General features: G+C 59.8%; 18 protein-coding genes and 1 tRNA gene. 7 read left to right on the forward strand and 12 right to left on the reverse strand.

Going from position 1 to position 15,736, the window contains the following annotated elements:
- Positions 1 to 36 precede the first annotated feature (36 nt).
- Positions 37 to 1,500 (forward strand): trehalose-6-phosphate synthase, encoded by a 1,464-nt coding sequence (locus IVA87_RS08040; RefSeq protein ID WP_247297737.1) that lies wholly within the window; start codon positions 37 to 39, stop codon positions 1,498 to 1,500.
- A gap of 132 nt (positions 1,501 to 1,632) precedes the next feature.
- Here the strand turns inward: IVA87_RS08040 and IVA87_RS08045 are convergent, their stop codons facing one another.
- Positions 1,633 to 1,974 (reverse strand): hypothetical protein, encoded by a 342-nt coding sequence (locus IVA87_RS08045; protein ID WP_247297739.1) that lies wholly within the window; start codon positions 1,972 to 1,974, stop codon positions 1,633 to 1,635.
- Positions 1,975 to 2,168: 194 nt separating this feature from the next.
- Here IVA87_RS08045 and IVA87_RS08050 point away from each other — a divergent pair.
- The 3 genes from IVA87_RS08050 to IVA87_RS08060 all read left to right on the forward strand — a co-directional run bounded on the left by IVA87_RS08050 (position 2,169) and on the right by IVA87_RS08060 (position 3,673).
- Positions 2,169 to 2,258: transfer RNA gene (locus IVA87_RS08050), tRNA-Ser, on the forward strand.
- Positions 2,259 to 2,472: 214 nt separating this feature from the next.
- Positions 2,473 to 3,102 (forward strand): DUF5343 domain-containing protein, encoded by a 630-nt coding sequence (locus IVA87_RS08055; RefSeq protein WP_249817562.1) that lies wholly within the window; start codon positions 2,473 to 2,475, stop codon positions 3,100 to 3,102.
- Position 3,103: 1 nt separating this feature from the next.
- A complete protein-coding gene (locus IVA87_RS08060; protein ID WP_247333294.1) occupies positions 3,104 to 3,673 on the forward strand; it encodes a Swt1 family HEPN domain-containing protein in 570 nt (189 codons plus the stop codon).
- A 507-nt stretch (positions 3,674 to 4,180) separates the two neighbouring features.
- Here the strand turns inward: IVA87_RS08060 and IVA87_RS35100 are convergent.
- A complete protein-coding gene (locus IVA87_RS35100; protein ID WP_256466460.1) occupies positions 4,181 to 4,303 on the reverse strand; it encodes a hypothetical protein in 123 nt (40 codons plus the stop codon).
- Positions 4,304 to 4,672: 369 nt separating this feature from the next.
- Here IVA87_RS35100 and IVA87_RS08065 point away from each other — a divergent pair, with 369 nt between their 5' ends.
- Both IVA87_RS08065 and IVA87_RS08070 read left to right on the forward strand, forming a co-directional pair.
- Positions 4,673 to 4,828, forward strand: a complete 156-nt coding sequence (locus IVA87_RS08065) for a hypothetical protein (RefSeq protein ID WP_247333295.1) — start codon at positions 4,673 to 4,675, stop codon at positions 4,826 to 4,828.
- Positions 4,829 to 4,839: 11 nt separating this feature from the next.
- Positions 4,840 to 5,607, forward strand: coding sequence for a hypothetical protein (locus tag IVA87_RS08070; protein WP_247333296.1), 768 nt, complete (start codon positions 4,840 to 4,842; stop codon positions 5,605 to 5,607).
- A 124-nt stretch (positions 5,608 to 5,731) separates the two neighbouring features.
- Here IVA87_RS08070 and IVA87_RS08075 read toward each other — a convergent pair whose 3' ends face one another.
- The 10 genes from IVA87_RS08075 to IVA87_RS08120 all read right to left on the reverse strand — a co-directional run bounded on the left by IVA87_RS08075 (position 5,732) and on the right by IVA87_RS08120 (position 14,358).
- Positions 5,732 to 6,106: a hypothetical protein gene (locus tag IVA87_RS08075; RefSeq protein ID WP_247333297.1), complete on the reverse strand. Its 375-nt coding sequence runs from the start codon at positions 6,104 to 6,106 to the stop codon at positions 5,732 to 5,734.
- 558 nt (positions 6,107 to 6,664) lie between these two features.
- Positions 6,665 to 6,883: a hypothetical protein gene (locus IVA87_RS08080; protein WP_247333298.1), complete on the reverse strand. Its 219-nt coding sequence runs from the start codon at positions 6,881 to 6,883 to the stop codon at positions 6,665 to 6,667.
- A complete protein-coding gene (locus IVA87_RS08085) occupies positions 6,867 to 7,211 on the reverse strand; it encodes a hypothetical protein (RefSeq protein WP_247333299.1) in 345 nt (114 codons plus the stop codon). Before IVA87_RS08085 ends, IVA87_RS08080 begins: the two co-directional genes overlap by 17 nt.
- Positions 7,208 to 8,266, reverse strand: coding sequence for a phage major capsid protein (locus IVA87_RS08090; RefSeq protein ID WP_247333300.1), 1,059 nt, complete (start codon positions 8,264 to 8,266; stop codon positions 7,208 to 7,210). The genes IVA87_RS08085 and IVA87_RS08090 overlap by 4 nt, the downstream gene beginning before the upstream one ends.
- Before the next feature lie 521 nt (positions 8,267 to 8,787).
- Positions 8,788 to 10,194, reverse strand: coding sequence for a DNA primase family protein (locus IVA87_RS08095; protein ID WP_247333301.1), 1,407 nt, complete (start codon positions 10,192 to 10,194; stop codon positions 8,788 to 8,790).
- The gene (locus IVA87_RS08100) at positions 10,191 to 11,081 is read right to left on the reverse strand and encodes a toprim domain-containing protein (protein WP_247333302.1); all 891 of its coding nucleotides are present in this window, start codon (positions 11,079 to 11,081) and stop codon (positions 10,191 to 10,193) included. Before IVA87_RS08100 ends, IVA87_RS08095 begins: the two co-directional genes overlap by 4 nt.
- A 9-nt stretch (positions 11,082 to 11,090) precedes the next feature.
- A complete protein-coding gene (locus tag IVA87_RS08105; protein ID WP_247333303.1) occupies positions 11,091 to 11,369 on the reverse strand; it encodes a hypothetical protein in 279 nt (92 codons plus the stop codon).
- Between the two features lie 59 nt (positions 11,370 to 11,428).
- The gene (locus tag IVA87_RS08110; protein ID WP_247333304.1) at positions 11,429 to 11,920 is read right to left on the reverse strand and encodes a hypothetical protein; all 492 of its coding nucleotides are present in this window, start codon (positions 11,918 to 11,920) and stop codon (positions 11,429 to 11,431) included.
- A 14-nt stretch (positions 11,921 to 11,934) separates the two neighbouring features.
- Positions 11,935 to 13,215 (reverse strand): site-specific integrase, encoded by a 1,281-nt coding sequence (locus tag IVA87_RS08115; RefSeq protein WP_247333305.1) that lies wholly within the window; start codon positions 13,213 to 13,215, stop codon positions 11,935 to 11,937.
- Between the two features lie 189 nt (positions 13,216 to 13,404).
- The gene (locus tag IVA87_RS08120) at positions 13,405 to 14,358 is read right to left on the reverse strand and encodes a LysR family transcriptional regulator (RefSeq protein ID WP_247333306.1); all 954 of its coding nucleotides are present in this window, start codon (positions 14,356 to 14,358) and stop codon (positions 13,405 to 13,407) included.
- Positions 14,359 to 14,456: 98 nt separating this feature from the next.
- Here IVA87_RS08120 and IVA87_RS08125 point away from each other — a divergent pair, with 98 nt between their 5' ends.
- Complete coding sequence (locus tag IVA87_RS08125; RefSeq protein ID WP_247297771.1) at positions 14,457 to 15,638, forward strand: MFS transporter; 1,182 nt, start codon at positions 14,457 to 14,459, stop codon at positions 15,636 to 15,638.
- Positions 15,639 to 15,736: the final 98 nt, after the last annotated feature.

Consider the following 15,736-nt stretch of genomic DNA (forward strand, 5'->3'; position numbering starts at 1 on the left):
GTTAAACGGGTGGAATGAAACAGGAGGGGACGACCTGTGAACTTAGTCGTCGTTTCAAATCGCGTCGCGCGCGGCAAACCCAATGAACCCATGACGGGGGGCCTCGCGGCGGCCTTGCTGCCGGTCGTGGAACATTCGGGAGCTATTTGGGTGGGTTCTTCAGGCCGCGTGCGCGATGGCCATCAGAAGGAACCGTTCGCGGAGATCGAAGCGCTGGGGTCGGGCGCGATTGCGACGTTGGATCTGCCGGCGGCGCATTACGGCGGCTATTACGAAGGCTTTGCCAATTCGGCGTTGTGGCCGGCACTGCATTCGCGCAGCGATCTGATCCGCGTCTCGCGCGAGGATTATGTCAGCTATCGCGAGGTCAACGCTTTCATGGCGCGCGCCTTGATGCGCTTCCGAAAAGCAAAAACTGCGTTCTGGGTGCAGGATTATCACTTCCTTGCGCTCGGTGCGGAATTGCGCGATCTCGGCGTCGATGATCCGATCGGTTTCTTCCTTCATACGCCGTGGCCGGTCGCCGCGGTGATGCAGGGCGTGCCCAATCATCGCGAGCTGATCACCGCGATGCTGGCCTACGATCTGCTCGGCTTCCAGACCAATGAGGATTGCCAGAACTTCCTCGGTTATGTCGGCGGTGAGCTCGGCCTCGCCGTCGAGGACGGCGTTGCGATCTCTCAGCATGGCCGCACCCGCTGTGAAGTGTTTCCGATCGGCATCGATGCGGAAAAGTTCGCAGCTTATGCCGCGAAATCGGTCTCGCATCCTGACGTGTCGCGGCTGCGGCGCAGCCTCAACGGCGAGCGCCTCGCGATCGGCGTCGACCGCCTCGATTATTCGAAAGGCCTCGTGAACCGCATCAGCGCGTTCGACCGGCTCTGGACCGAGCAGCCGCAGCTTGCGCGCAGCATCTCGCTGCTCCAGATCGCGAATCCCTCGCGGGGTGGCATCGAGGCCTATGGCAACCTCCAGAACGAGGTCGCTCGCCTCGTCACCGACGTCAACGGTCGCCACGGCGAAGTGGACTGGACGCCGATCCGCTACCTCAACAAGGGCTTCAGCCAGGCCGTGCTCGCAGGCCTCTACCGCACCGCGCAGATCGGCGTGGTAACGCCGCTGCATGACGGCATGAACCTCGTCGCCAAGGAATATGTGGCCGCGCAAAACCCGGCCGATCCGGGCGTGCTGGTGCTGTCGAAGTTCGCGGGCGCGGCCAACGAGCTTGACAGCGCCTTGCTGGTCAATCCGCACGACATCGACGGCATGGCGCGCGCGATCGCGGTCGCGGCCTCAATGGCGCTCACCGAGCGCAAGATGCGCTGGGACGCGATGATGAAGAAGCTGCGCGGCCACACCATCCAGCAATGGTCCGCTGATTTCGTCGCTGAGCTCGAGAAGTGCCGGACGGAGAAGGCCGCCGTCGCGCCGCTTGCCGCGCAACCGCCGCAGGCGCTACGTTGGCTGAAGTCGGCGATCTCAGGCGTGCGGTTGATCTAAGGTCTCGCGTCAGGCCGGGCTTGTCCCGGCCATCCACGCCTCACGCCTCGCCTTAGGAACGTGAATGCCCGGGACAAGCCCGGGCATGACGGTGCACTGCGAGGGCGGCCCGCCGCGTCAATTAGCAACGCGTCAATAACAATACGACACGCCATCCAGAATCGCGCACTGCCGCTTGTTCGGCGCGTTCGGATCATCCATCGGCGCCATACCCTTACCCTGGCCGACGAACACGCCTGGCCCGACATGCACCGAACTTTTGTTGCCGATGATCACGCTCGGATGCGGCGCGGCGCTCGAGCGCGTGCCGTCCGGCCAGATGATGGCATCGCCCGACAGCATTCCGCGCCGCCCGTCGTCGCAGCTCACATGGACGCCCTGCCGCGTGCAGACCTGCGCCAGGGCCGGCGTGGCGAGGGCGGTACCCAAGGCCGAAATCAGACTCAGCGCGGTGATGGTCCTGCAGATGGTCATGGCGTCCCTGGCATGTCTGGCGTCCTCACGTGAATCGTCGCCCCAAACCCACCGCTGGTTCAGTCGACCGGCGCGTCAGGACATTGGCCGGCGCGAGATATTCTCTCGTAAATCCAATATGTTGCGGAAAATTCATCCGATTTTAGCGCGATCCCTTGCAAAATCCTCGGCGCCCCTTCAAGAGAGGGCGCTCCGGAGAGATGGCCGAGTGGCTTAAGGCGCACGCTTGGAAAGCGTGTGTGCGGGAAACCGTACCGTGGGTTCGAATCCCACTCTCTCCGCCATGATCACTGAAATTATTGACGAATTTCGAGCCTCGGACCGAAATCCCCGGCGAAACCCCCGCCTTGGCTCGCCACGAGCGCGGGGATTGCGAACACGTTTTGTACCGGATGAGGCTGCTTTCTTCTATTCCGGGGAGTAATTCGAAGGCTGACTCCACAACCATTGAGAGCGCGGCTTATCCTATGGTCAGCCAAGAATCAGGGGAACAGCCATATGGCTCCGCCATTCCTAAACGCAACCGGTCTCGTGACCAAAATTCTCGACAAGATCATTGAAGCGTCCCAGCCCGAGCGCTTCACTCAGGACTTTCTAGCGACCAAACTCGGCTACAGCAGCGGCAGCGCCCGTCCGATGATCCCGCTGCTCAAGAAGCTTGGATTCATCGCAACCGACGGCGCTCCCACCGGGCTGTACTCCCAATTTCGCAATCCGGAGAACCGTGGCGCGGCCATGGCTCAGGCGCTGCGAGCGGCTTACAAGGAAATCTACGATAGGAATGAGTACGCTCACGACTTGACGAGAGACAAGCTCAAAAACCTTGTTGTTGAGATTACGGGTTTGGAGCCGGACAATCAGACGGTAACCGCTATCGTAGGCACGTTCTGGAACCTTAAAGCCTACGCAGATTTCGAGAAGGCTCCTGCCACCGACAACGGCAACGGCAAGGTTACCGTGCTGGAAAAGACTGAGCCGGTTGTCCCGCCTGTTTCACCGGCAGCCGTGAGCACTCCTTCGGGTCTGAACCTTTCTTACACTATCAACCTCAACCTACCGGAGACGACGGACGTCGAAGTGTTCAACGCGATCTTTCGGAGCCTAAAAGAAAATCTGCTGAAGGTGTGAAGTGGAACACTCAATCAAATATTTTGGCTTGAACAATATCGCCCTAGAAAATGATCTTCGCCGGGTTGCCCGCGACAAGAAGGTTCAATTGCGGCCATCTCGCACCAAGAGCGCGCGGGACGCTTACTATCCGCAAATCACCGAAAGGATCAGGCACGATGCTGCGATCATGGCGCAGCATTACGAGCTATTCTATTGCCTTGAGGTCTCGATACGTGACGTCATCCGAGCTAAGCTTGAAGAGGCCGACAAAGAAAACTGGTGGGAGAAGTTTGTACCGCAGTTCATTCGGGACAATGCTGCGCTGAACAAGAAGAGAGAGACCGAGGCCGGTGTAACGCCGCGATCCGACGACTGGCTGAGCTACACAAACTTCGGCGAGTTGGGCCAGATCATCACATCAAATTGGGCACTGTTCAGCGATCTGTTTACAGATCCAAAGGCAGTCACAGGCGTCATCGCTCGCCTCAACACACTGCGCGCACCGATTGCTCATTGCTCGGTGCTCGCTGAGGACGAGGTGCTGAGACTGAAGCTGAGCCTACGAGATTGGTTCAGATTAATGGAATAGCGGTGACGAGTTTTGTCTTGCTAGCTGCTCAAGCCGAATGCCAAGCATCCCCTGCGCGCTACTAGCGGGCTCGCCGCCGCCTCACCAACCAGTACACGCCGTATCCAATCGCGAGAATAGGTAGGCCGGCGCCCGCAATCGGTCCGGGGGCTCCCCTCGTTTGGCCAGGCGCGCTATCGCAATTCCCTTTGCCGTTGCAAGCCGATGCAGGTGGCGCGGTGATCGCCAGAGACAGCGCAAATACGGCTGCGGAAAGAAGGCCCCAGGTGATCTTCATGGATCTGCTCCTCTCCTAGTTGTCGCTCGCCTAGCCGCGATTAAACATTTTACTGTTATTTAAAATTAATAACAACAGCCAAATTTAATCGCAGTGCGTCGGGATGGCGCACCGAACGTCTGCTCCGGGTCGAACCGGCGATACTAGGCGAGAGTAGACGGTTGGTCGCACCGAGTTGCTGAGGTCAGCAAAAAAGAAAAGGCACCCCGTCTCCGAGGTGCCTTTCCCTTTTAGATCAACCGCGCCAGTGCGGCGACAACCGAGGCCAGCGCCGGATGGAAAGACCATCCGAAGCCGATACGGTAGGTCGTACCGTGCGGCTGACTGGCTTCGAGAACGAGGAATACACCCATCGGTGTCTCCTATCCCCTTGCGCGAGGTCCCTTGCGGTAGCCGGTTCACGCATTAGGCCAGCAGTGGTGGGGGTTTTTTACCTGACGTCCGGTTGGTGATCCCCGCAGACACGCTCCGACTATTTCAAAACGTATGTAGGTTTCGCCTGCGCACTTTCAAGTGTGGTGGAAATTTACGGCGTCGCTGGGCAGTCGGCTACGAGCGGCCATATATAGTTCGTCAAGATCAAATTGCTGCCCTCCACCGTCTATCCACCACTTGTTATTTTTGGAGGATGCTGACTCAAGCCACCTTGCGGACCTCCAGCAAATCACCCGACAATACTTCTGGTTGCAGTTCTCTGATTCTTTTAATGGAGGACTGTGCCTATGAAACTCTTCAACTCTCGTCTTTGGCGTCGCTTTTTCCGCTTGATGAAGCGGATCGATGCTGCCGTCGCGGTGACTGCTCGGGTCATCAGCATCGTCGGGTTCTTTCTCAAGGTCTGGCTGCTGGTCGCGCCTATGTTGGGCTACCTTTCTTAGGCTCTTTCGCAATGTCCATTGATCCATTTGAAAACCCAAAAACGCAGATCGCGCGTGCGAAACGCCGTATCGACGAATTGACCCGGGGGATTGGCGAGTACTTCGCGGTCAACCCGTTCAAAGAAAGCATACGGCGTGACCGAGAGCGCGGGGTACAGGTGGCGGCACGGCACTACTCAGAATTCCCAGAAGAGCTTTCTGAGATGGTCGATGATTCAATTACCAAGTCGCGCTCAGCTTTGGATCAAGCCGTGTACGCGGCCTCACTGTTGATCGATCCTTCGCTGAAGGGGAATGAAAAGGCGGAAAGAGGTTTGGCGTTTCCGTTCGCCGACGATCCCAAGAAGCTTGATTTTAAATCGGTGCCCGCCGCTCTGCACGATGTGATTAGACGGTTTGAGCCGTATCCACCCAGCCAGGAGCGCCCAGGTGGAAACTTCAAATTGGTCGGTCTAAATCGACTGGCGAACATTCATAAGCATCGCTTCTTGATCAAAGCTCAACCAGCTCCGGCATCTTTGTTCGCGTGGAGCATTGTGCCAGTTGATCTCACAGCTTCTCCGACATACGCGTGGGATCCTGATAAACGAGAACTATCTGCGACGACGCCTTTGAATGCTCCCGGCATGCACATTGTCATGTTGAATCAAGCCATTGCATTTTCGGAGCCCGAATTCGTGCGAAATGCCAATGTTGTCAGCGTATTGACCGATATACACAAAATGGCAGAGGGCATAGTCGGTGCCATTGAAGCGGAAGCCCGTCGCTTGCTACCGTGAACTCCCCCTCAGTACTGTGCTCAGTTGAGTTGGAACGAGGGGCTAGGCCAAGCCTAACCATTCCTCCGGCGGCACGCCAAAATGGGCGGCGCTCACTTTCCGCCCTGCTTGGTCGGCCCTCCGCTTATCGCCTCGCTCTTCCAAGCTTTGCCTTCTCAATCGCGAGCACCGGATCAGGTGCATATTTCGACACACCACAATCGAGCATCCGCTGTAAGAGTTTTGCCGCCTTGTAGTCGGGATGTGCCGTGCCCGACGCAATGACGGCCTTCGGATCGTTAATGTGCGACGGCGGCGACTGCCATGGCTTGAGGTTCAGAGCATCGATCTGCTCGGAGGCGGCCGCGAACGCGGCAACATCGGCCCAAGGCTCGCTCACGAGCTTCGCCTTTATCTGCTCGTGCTGCGAATGCTGCTGGTTGCCCAAGATGCGGGAGAGAGCGAGTTCAAGGGCGGCGTGATCGTCTTCACTCGTCGTCATCGTCTGCTGCTCGGTCATAATATGAAGCCTTCTCCTGCCGCGCGACCAGTCGTCCCGCGGTTTTGCGATCGAGGCGGCTCTGGGGGCTTAGCCTCAACTTGGTCGCGAGGCTCGCTTGCAATCGCGTCATTCGCTCCATCGACACGAAAGCACCGGGCGAGGGCTTCCGGTTCGCGACCGCGGCGAGCTTTCGAACCGCGAGGGTCACCTGCACATAGGAGACCAACAATTGAACGTCGCCCTCTGCGAAGTGCCGACGGTCGGTCGCGCTCACGATCTCTTTGAACAGCGCGCGTTCGGCTGCCGTCAGAGATGACGGCTCGACCAGCGGAGGAGGTGTGCCGGTTAGGTCTAAGCGGACAACGGTCGATTGTTGGTTAGACGCTGGTCTCATGATGAATTTCCAAGGACATGTGGTAATAAGATACCTGCGAGCCGCACTGGCCGATGGCTGGGGTCCTCCGAAAATGACCTCCCCCGGGTTGTCAAGAAGTGCGGCGCCAGCCTCTTTGGCGTGCTCGCCAGAGACTGGCGCCGCTTTGTCGGAGCTATCGCCAAATGAGGGCAAGAACAAACTCATTGGGTTCGCAGCTCAACGACATTCGGAACGCTATCGCGCAATTCCTTTGCAAGACCGGTCAGGATGCCCGCTAGTGCGAGCCGAGCGAACTGATCATCGCCAACGATTTGAACTGAAGTGAATGCGAGGACGGCTGCGAGCTTGAGCGGCCGGTAATTGAGAGCATCGGTCCGCGCTTGCTCGACCATAGCGTCAAATTCAGCTTGTGTGGTCATCGCTCATTCTCTCATTCTTGAGGGTGACGACTTCCGCTCGAAGTTTGTCCAACTCGCTTCTCCACTCGCTGCGCAATTGGAGTATCAGTTCCAGCATGATGCCTTCGAAGAACGCGAGCGTCATCAGGCGTTCGCCGTCGGCATCATCAGCGTCCTCTGCAGCTTGCTGCGGCTCCGGCGGCGGAGGAGGCGGCGGGTACGGCTCGGGCAAAAGACCCAGATCGCGAAGCCTATTTCGCTCGGCAATCTCTTCGTTGATGCTCGACGTTCGGGCGAGCGCTTCGTATGCCCGGGCCAAAGCCGTGCGGCTTCGCTCATAACTGCTCATGGCGCAGTGCCCCAATGAGCGCCCTCGACAAAAGCAACGCGGCCCTCGGCTCTCATCGCCCAAGCACAATCCAAAATGCATTTCAATAAAATGAAATCGCCTTGGAACGCACTTTTGATCGGCGCGGCTAAGATCGCGGACGGAGTGCCAACCTCGCTCAACGAGAGCGCCGCTGTGTCCATATGGACAGTGGCCTCGATACTCGCTGTGATCCTGGGCGTCGCACCAAAGCCCGACACGAAAGCGTCGGGCTGCACTCCAACAACTGTTCCGCTGGGCAGTCCGGCGCTCGGCCAAACCGTAACGCCGCGCGAAGTGCCGAGGCGAAGCTTCGCGGACAATGCCTGCCGAGGAGCCATGATGTAGACGACATCACCGGACCCGCCCGCGTCCGCAATTGCGCCGCCAATAGCTTCGAGGTCTGCAATCATTGTGGCGGAATCATCAGTGAGATTGGCAGCGGGGATCGCGGTCAATCCAGCGAGGATACCGGCAGGCCGTGAGGCGTCGGCGGACGCGGCCGAAAGTACGCTCGCATCCAAGCTTGCAGCAGTATCTTCTCGGACCAGCATTCCGATAGCATCTTCGCCTGATGCGGCCGCCTCTCGACTTATCGCTGTCAAGATGGGCAGCTTTCGAGTTGGACCGAGCGTTACGCTATCGAAGACGTATTGGCGGACCGGAATCGCGCCACCTTCGGCGACCCATGCGACATCGCCAGACGGTTTCCCACCTTGTCGTCGGGGTATCTCGACCGTTGCGAGGCCATCGAGCGAGGCAGTCACGCCCGCAGCGATCAATCTCGCGGCGGCGGAGAGCGGACCCAAGGACCCAATGAAGTCCGCGACCGCGGTACTCGCGAGCGAGCCGGCCCAGTTGCTTGATGAAGTGGTTGCCGGGGATGTCGCTGCTTTCAACAACAACGAGACATCAATGTCCCCAGCCGACCTGGCATTGCGGTCTGCAAAGTCGTCATTGGCGACAGCCTTGATCACTCGCGCCGCGGTGCGGATGAAAACGGCGCCTCCGTCGCGCCGAAAGCGATCGTGGATCATGTTCGCATTCCGATGATTGCGCCTAATCCGAAGTATACCCGCGTTCGGATTGTCCTCGCGACTGCGGTAGCGGATTATTTCTTTGGGGGACGGGTCAACTCTGCCCATTCGGTCTGGAGGAGCCGGCGGGCCAGCTTCCCGATCGCGTCCCGGTTTCGGCGGTCGGCAGGCGGCAGTCGCTTGCGGTCAACGACCTCCTCGACAAAGTCGATATCGAGTTCAACCGGCACGACGATCCTACCCCATCCGCCCGGCTTCTGACGTTCCCGGTATCTCCGCCAGCTCGCGCGCCGCTTCGCGCTGGACTTCGGCGGACGGCGCGGGGCCTTAGCCATGGACGAAAGCGGTCCGTCTGCCGCTAGGGGCCGGCGAGGGGAGCCTTGACGGCGCTCGCCCACTCGGGAAACGTTGAAGCCCGGTCCGTGTAGGTCCGCGTATTTCCGGACCCTTATACGATAATAGACTGCTTCCTTCCTTCCGCGCGTTAGGTTGGAAAATGTGCGGACCTACAAGGACCGGCATCAGTAGGGCCCTTCTCCGATGCCAACGTAGACGAGCTTCCGTGCGTCATCGCTCCTCGGCTTGCGGGTCTTTAAACCCGGGAGTGCGGAGGAGAGATCGCGGCCAAACCATTGTTTGCTGCGAGGAATGAGCCGCGCCTTCTCACACCACGTGCAATAGTGCGTGTAGAGTAGATCAACTTCCACTTCCTGCGTCGGCCCGACGATGCATTCCTCAGCGATGAAGGCCTTGATGGGCGAGCCAAGGGCTTCCATCGCTTCGATCGTCTCCTTCGCATTCTTTGGTTGCTCGAAGTAGCCGCGGGACAGGAGCCGTTCGTATCCTTCGATCGCCCAATTCAAAATGCTTGGCAGTTCGTCAAGTAGCTCGTCTGTGAGTCCTACATTTTCCTTGCCGTAGAAGCTTTTTTTAAACAGGAGGACAAGAAAGCGTCCGACCAACGCGCCAGAGCCATCGGTCAGGGAAGGCATCTCATTTGTTAGGATGACAAACCGTGTTGGTAGCCGACCGGACCACGCCAACTTGAACTTTCGGTCCACAGTCAGCGTATCTTCGCCTGAAATGGACAAGAGCCTTTCGACTATCACTGACTTATCAGTGCGTTGTCCGATGCGCGCGTCCGAAACAATAGCCAATGGCTTGTCTATCAGCGGCTCTAGACCAAAATTGGTCGCTAACGAGCCCATTGTGGGACCTGAAACGGATGATCTACCAACAAGTGAAGTGAGCACGCGGGCCAGCGTTCCTTTTCCAGCGCGCTTCGGACCGATACAAAGCAGTATCTTTTGTTGTGAGGTGTCAGGTGCTAGCGAGTAGCCAAACCATTCTTGAGCTAGGGATATCGCTGTATCGTCCTCCAGCCCTTCCTTGAGAAACGCTATCCACTTCCTCGGCTCCGGAGCGGCGGGATCATATCTCACAGTGGAAGCGCTCACGCCGAAGTAGGTTGGTGTTGGAGGCGAGAGTTCTCTGGTTTTCAGGTGGAGCAGGCCGTTCGCAACCGCCACATATTCATTGGCTGGAGGCTGCTTGTTATCAACCAGCCACGCCGGCGGATCGATTGAAGCATCAAGCTGGCATACCGCGCTAAGCGCATCGAGCACGTTCGCGACAATGGACCGCGTCGGCCGAAACGGTAGAAGGCGGCCTTCTTTATCTGCTCGGAATGCTTTGTCCAAGAATTGCCATATCTCGCTGCGGACCACCTCCTCAGTGGAGGCTCGATAGTGACTGATACTCCATCGCCAGAAATCCCCGCGATACCGGTGAAGCGTTCTCGTCGCATCGTTGTTCGTGAAGGAAGCATTAACTAGCGCGCGGGCACATTTCATCGGGTCCAGAGGATCAAGCGTCAACTGCGGCTCTGCATTCTGCAACAGTTCCTTGATCTTGAGGGAGTTGTTCATCGCACGCCCTCCATCAGCATATCATTGAAGTCTTTTCCGCGCGGCGCACGCGCGATTTTCACGTCGCGACCTTCTCCTGCCCATCGCGCAGCAGCTCGCCGCGCTGCCCGCTCTCCCGGTTCATCGCCATCTGCGGCAATGGTCACGCGGCGAACCTCGGGTGGGAGAATTAGAAGCTCTAGCGCCTTCGCAGAACCCGCCGCCCAGCCTGCACCACCCGTGGCTTGGATTGCCGAGAGGGTGGTCTCGATGCCCTCGGCAACGATAAGCTCTTCAGCGGCGGCCGATAGTCGGATCGCGGTCCCCGCAGTAGGCCCAAGATCCATCCGTTGTGGCTCGACTGGCGCCTTTCGCGGAGTACGCCAATCGAGGAAGGTTCGATGGATCGCTGTCAACGCGCCATGAACGTCACGTCGCTCTGCAATCATGGCCGGAAAGAAGCAGCCGCTCGGCTTGTGGAATAAGCGCTTATGGAACAACAGGCACGAGGGTAGGGGCAATGTCAAAGCGCGAGCACGGAGATACTGCTCGACAACCGTCCCATCAGCCGAACCGCAGTCCACCGAAGAGAGAGTTGCGCTTATGATTTCGCTCTGATCTCGACGAACAGGCTCGCGCAAGTTCAGTCGAGATCGCACAAAGGCATAGGCGGCCCGCTCGCTCCCTTCGCATTCATAGATGTAGAAGCTGTCCGGCGCGTAGAAGCGTGCAAAGCACGACCGATCATCGGGCGGGCGGCCAGGCGAGGGACAACGGACGAAGTTACCGTCAAGCTCTCCACCAAGGGCTGCTGCGATTGTGGCCAAGTCGGCGACAATTTCGTCTTCGGGCACTCGCCATTCGTTGGCATTAGCCCGGCGTATGAGAAGTTCTTTGTAGTAGCCCATCGGCCCGGTTCACGCGCTTTGCTTCGCGGCCGCTTCTTCCCTCGACCTTTGCCACGCAAGAATGGCTCGGCCGAACCAACCGCGCGCGCGTCCACTGTTAGACAGCGAGATCGGCCGCGGCACTTCGCCTGCCTCGATCTTTTCGGCCAGCACGGTTGCGCGGTACCCAAAGAAGTGCGGGCCGTCCGCTAATCTGTAAAAATGATCAGGACAAAGGACGGGCGGCGGACTTCGCCGCTCCCTCTTTTCTTTCGGTTCAGGGGTCTTCTTCGCTTTGAGCTGAGGCATGAAGTTCGCTCCGTGTTGTGCCGGGGTGTTCCGGGCTGGAGCGAAGCTAAGCGCGCTTTCTAGATAGTGAGGAAAGAAAGTTTTGAGCTTCTCGCGCGCTTCCTTTCTTTCTTTAGCTTACGGCATTGCCAAGAAAGATTGGCCTTCCTGTCTCCGTACAATACGGCCGCTAGTCTGTACCATCGATCGAGGCGCGTCGTGTTGTCAGGATAGCCAAACTTGAGGAGAAGGCACTGCGCCTCCCGCGCTGCAATCAGCTTAGTGTGATCCCGACTTCGCTTTTCGCTTGCTTTGCGCTGAATTGCGGCCGCCTTGTAATGCTCAAATGGAGGGTTGCCGATTTCTTCTCTGGTTGGGGGCGGTAGACGTTCGAGTGCTTGTTGCGCCCGATGCATCGCCGACGCGATTTTGTTGAGAGCACTTTTTGTTTTTTCAGCTCGCTCGTAGGAGGTTCGCTCTTCAGCGATCAGGGTAAGCGCTTGCTCGATCTCAGCACGCCCGCTGCCGTCCAACTCCTTCATCGCGGCCCGGATTTGTTGCTCACGAGTCATTGCGCACTCACGAGTCATTGCGCACCTCGCATCGGAAGAACCTTCGCGCTGGAAACCGGAGGAGCGGAACAATAGCGAGCCCAATCAGCCATAAGCCGCCGCCTTTTATTGAATAGATCGCCGCGCCGATAAGCCGCCTCAACCTTGTCGGCCACAATATGCCACAGCGCAGCTTCGGAGACATGGTTGGGATAATTAGTGGTCTCCGATACCCAATCCTTGAAGGTCGAGCGGAAGCCGTGGACGGTCGCGATCCGATCCGGCGTCGTGGAAGGCCAAGCCATATCCCTCAGTAGCTCGGCCATGCCCATATTGCTCAGGCCGGAGCCAGCCTTGCCACCGATAAAAAGGAACGAATTGTCATCCTCAATTGGCAACTCCTTCAGAATTTCCATCGCGCGGTCGCTCAGTGGGACGCGCCGCGGTTGATTCCCGGTGATCTTCGTCTCTGCGCGGTCCGGAGGCACTGTCCAAATCTTCTGTTCGAAATCGACCTCGTCACGCCGCGCTCCGATCACCGCCCCAGTACGGGCGGCGGTGAGGATTAGAAATTCCAGCGCACGAGCTGCAATCCCTTCGCGCCCACGCAGCTCAGCCATGAAGTCCGGGATTTGCGAATAGGCAAGAGCCGGGTGATGTCTAACCTTCCGGATTTTGCCGCGAGCCGGGAGAACATTGTCGAGGTGCCCTTTCCAGCGGCCCGGGTTATCGCCCTTCCGATGACCACGAACCGTCGCCCAATCCAAAACCTGCTCGATGCGACCGCGCAAGCGATTAGCCGTCTCGGGAATGGCGTCCCAGAGTCGCTGATCCGGATAGTTCGCGTGCCGCTGCTCTAGGACCGCGATGAGTCGGGGCGTATCGACCTGGCTGACCGCGAGGCGCCCAATGAGCGGGAAAGCGTAGTCCACCAACGTCGATAAAAATTGAGCCCGGTGCTTCGGATTGCGCCACTTCTGCTGGTGCTGGTCAAAGTATTGTCGAGCAGCCTCCTCAAACGAAAGCTTCGCGCTAGGCTCGGCCGCTCGCGCCGCCTTCTCTGCCTTGCGGTGTTCCAGTGGGTCGATGCCGTTGAAGAGGAGTTTCCGAGCTTCGTGAGCCTTGTCGCGAGCTTCCGCGAGCGAGACCAGGGAGAGTGGACCGAGGCCTAGCCATCGCTCCCGTCCGCCGCGCTCATACCTGAAAACCCAGCTCGCATTGGTGGACGAGATGACTTGGAGTAGAAGCCCTCGCCCGTCTCGATAGCGGCCTGGCTTCTTCAGTGCTCGCTCTACGCCCTTCGCCGTTAGCTTCATCGATCCCCGCTCCGAATGACCCCCGGGGCGACCCCCGGATTGGCTCCGACTTCTAGCGGGTAATATCGGGGTTCGGCGGTGCGATGGAAAGATCTAAGCTATTGTTATTTCAAGATATTTGCGAGTTTTAGCGAGGCTTGGCGGGGCTCTCCGGGAGAGCCGAAATCGGCCACTCTCTCCGCCATTTCATCATCCCGCCAGCTTCCATCTCCCGTCTCCGGCCCGCTTCAGCACGGGATCGCTCACCCGCACGTGCTCGGCGAGGAAATCGATGAACGCACGGACGCGTGCCGGGAGCGGCGCGGTGTGGCCGACATAGACGGCGTGGATGTCTTCGCGGTCGCCGGGATTGTGGCTTTGCAGCACCGGGACGAGGCGGCCCGATTCGATGTCGGGGCCGATGTGGAAGAGGGCAAGGCGCGCGAGGCCGACGCCGCCGAGCGCAAGGCGGCGCGCGGCTTCGCCGTCGCTGGCGCGCGCGACGGGAGGTGGCACCGCTTCTTCGGTGTGGTCGCCGCGCTTGAATGGCCAGCCCCGGATACTGCGCGGAAACGTCCAACCGATGCCGCGGTGATCAGCGAGATCGGCCGGCGTCCTCGGCGTGCCGCAACGTGCGAGATAGTCCGGCGCGCCGACCACGACCATGCGGCTGGTGCCGAGTTTTCGGGCGACGAGACGTGATGCACGCAATGGCCCGACCCGGATCGCGACGTCGGCGCGCTCCTGCATCAGATCGATGACCGTATCCGTGAGCACGAGATCGAGCGTGACGTCGGGATGCTCTTCCAGGAACCGCGGGATCAGTGGCATCACATGCAGCATGCCGAATGGAATGTTGCTGTTCACCGTGAGGCGGCCGCGCGGGGTCGCACCGGAGGCCGCCTCGCGCTCGGCTTCCTCCATCTCTGCGAGGATGCGCACGGCCCGTTGGTAGAACGCCTGCCCTTCTTCGGTCAGGGTCAGCTTGCGTGTGGTGCGGTTGACGAGGCGCGAGCCGAGCCGTGCCTCCAGCCGTGAGATCAGCTTGCTCACGCCCGATGGCGTCAGGCGCAGTTTTCGACCGGCCTGGGTGAATCCGCCGAGGTCGACGACGCGGACGAAGACCTCCATCTCGGCGGAGCGGTTGGTGTCGAAACGGCTCATGTTGAATTCACGTCACAAATGATTGGATTGCGGCCATGCTAACGGTTTTGCCCACGCGCGGCTATCTGCGTGGCTCGTCTCATCCATCGGAGCCACGCATGCCTTCCGCCGTCCTTGCGCTCACCGCCGGTGCCTTTGGCATCGGCACCACCGAATTCATCATCATGGGCCTGTTGCTCCAGGTTGCCGCCGAGATGCACGTCTCGGTGCCCGTCGCGGGCCTGCTCATCTCCGGCTATGCGTTCGGCGTGTTCGTCGGCGCGCCGGTACTGACGCTCGCCACACGGCGTATGCCGCGGAAGACCGTGCTGCTCGCGCTGATGGCGATCTTCACGCTCGGCAATGCGGCCTGCGCACTGGCACCGAACTACGAATTGCTGATGGCCGCGCGCGTGTTGACTTCGCTTGCCCACGGTACCTTCTTCGGCGTCGGCTCGGTGGTGGCGACCAGCCTCGTCGCCGAGGACAAGCAGGCCTCGGCGATTGCCACCATGTTCATCGGCCTTACGGTCGCGACATTGCTGGGCGTGCCCTTCGGCGCCTGGTTCGGCCTGATGCTCGGCTGGCGCGCGGCGTTTTGGGCCGTGACGGTCATCGGTGTGATCGCCTTTGCCGTGGTTGCCGCGCTGGTGCCCGGGCATGTCGGCAATGGCGAAAAGCCGGTCTCGCTTGCCGAGGAAGTCTCGGTGCTCGGCCGCCCGCAGGTGCTGCTCGGCCTTGCTATGACGGTGTTCGGCTTTGCCGGCCTGTTCGTCGTCTTCACCTATATCCAGCCGATCCTGACGCGCTTCACCGGTTTTTCGGAGGCCGCGGTCTCACCGATCCTGCTGGTGTTCGGCGTCGGCCTCGCGATCGGCAACGTCGCCGGCGGCAAGCTCGCCGACCGTGGGCTCGCCGGCGCGCTGATCGGAACGCTCGCTGCGCTCGCCATCGTGCTTCTTGGCCTTGCCGCCGTGCTGTCGCTCAAGATCCCCGCGGTCGTGCTGATCCTGCTGCTCGGCATCGCCGCCTTTGCGACGGTCGCCCCGCTCCAGCTTCGCGTGCTGGAAGCGGCAGGCCCCGATGGCCGCACGCTTGCCTCCAGCCTCAACATCGCCGCGTTCAATCTCGGTAACGCTCTCGGCGCCTGGGCCGGCGGCGTCACCATCGATCGCGGGCTCGGCTTCTCGGCGCTGCCTCTGGTCGCAGCCGGCATCACCGCTGTCGGTCTCCTGCTGGCGCTGTGGAGCCTCCGGCTGGACCGCGCCCAGGCCGCCGTTGCGGCTTGCCCCGCGGAATAGCGCAGCGGTGCGTTCGCGGACAATTCGCCGCGTCGCGCCATCGCGCCATGCAGAAAACGCACCTGTACACGTCCTTTCGCCATTCGTAACGTCTACGG

It is taken from the genome of Bradyrhizobium sp. 147 (genome assembly GCF_023073935.1).
Lineage (GTDB): Bacteria > Pseudomonadota > Alphaproteobacteria > Rhizobiales > Xanthobacteraceae > Bradyrhizobium.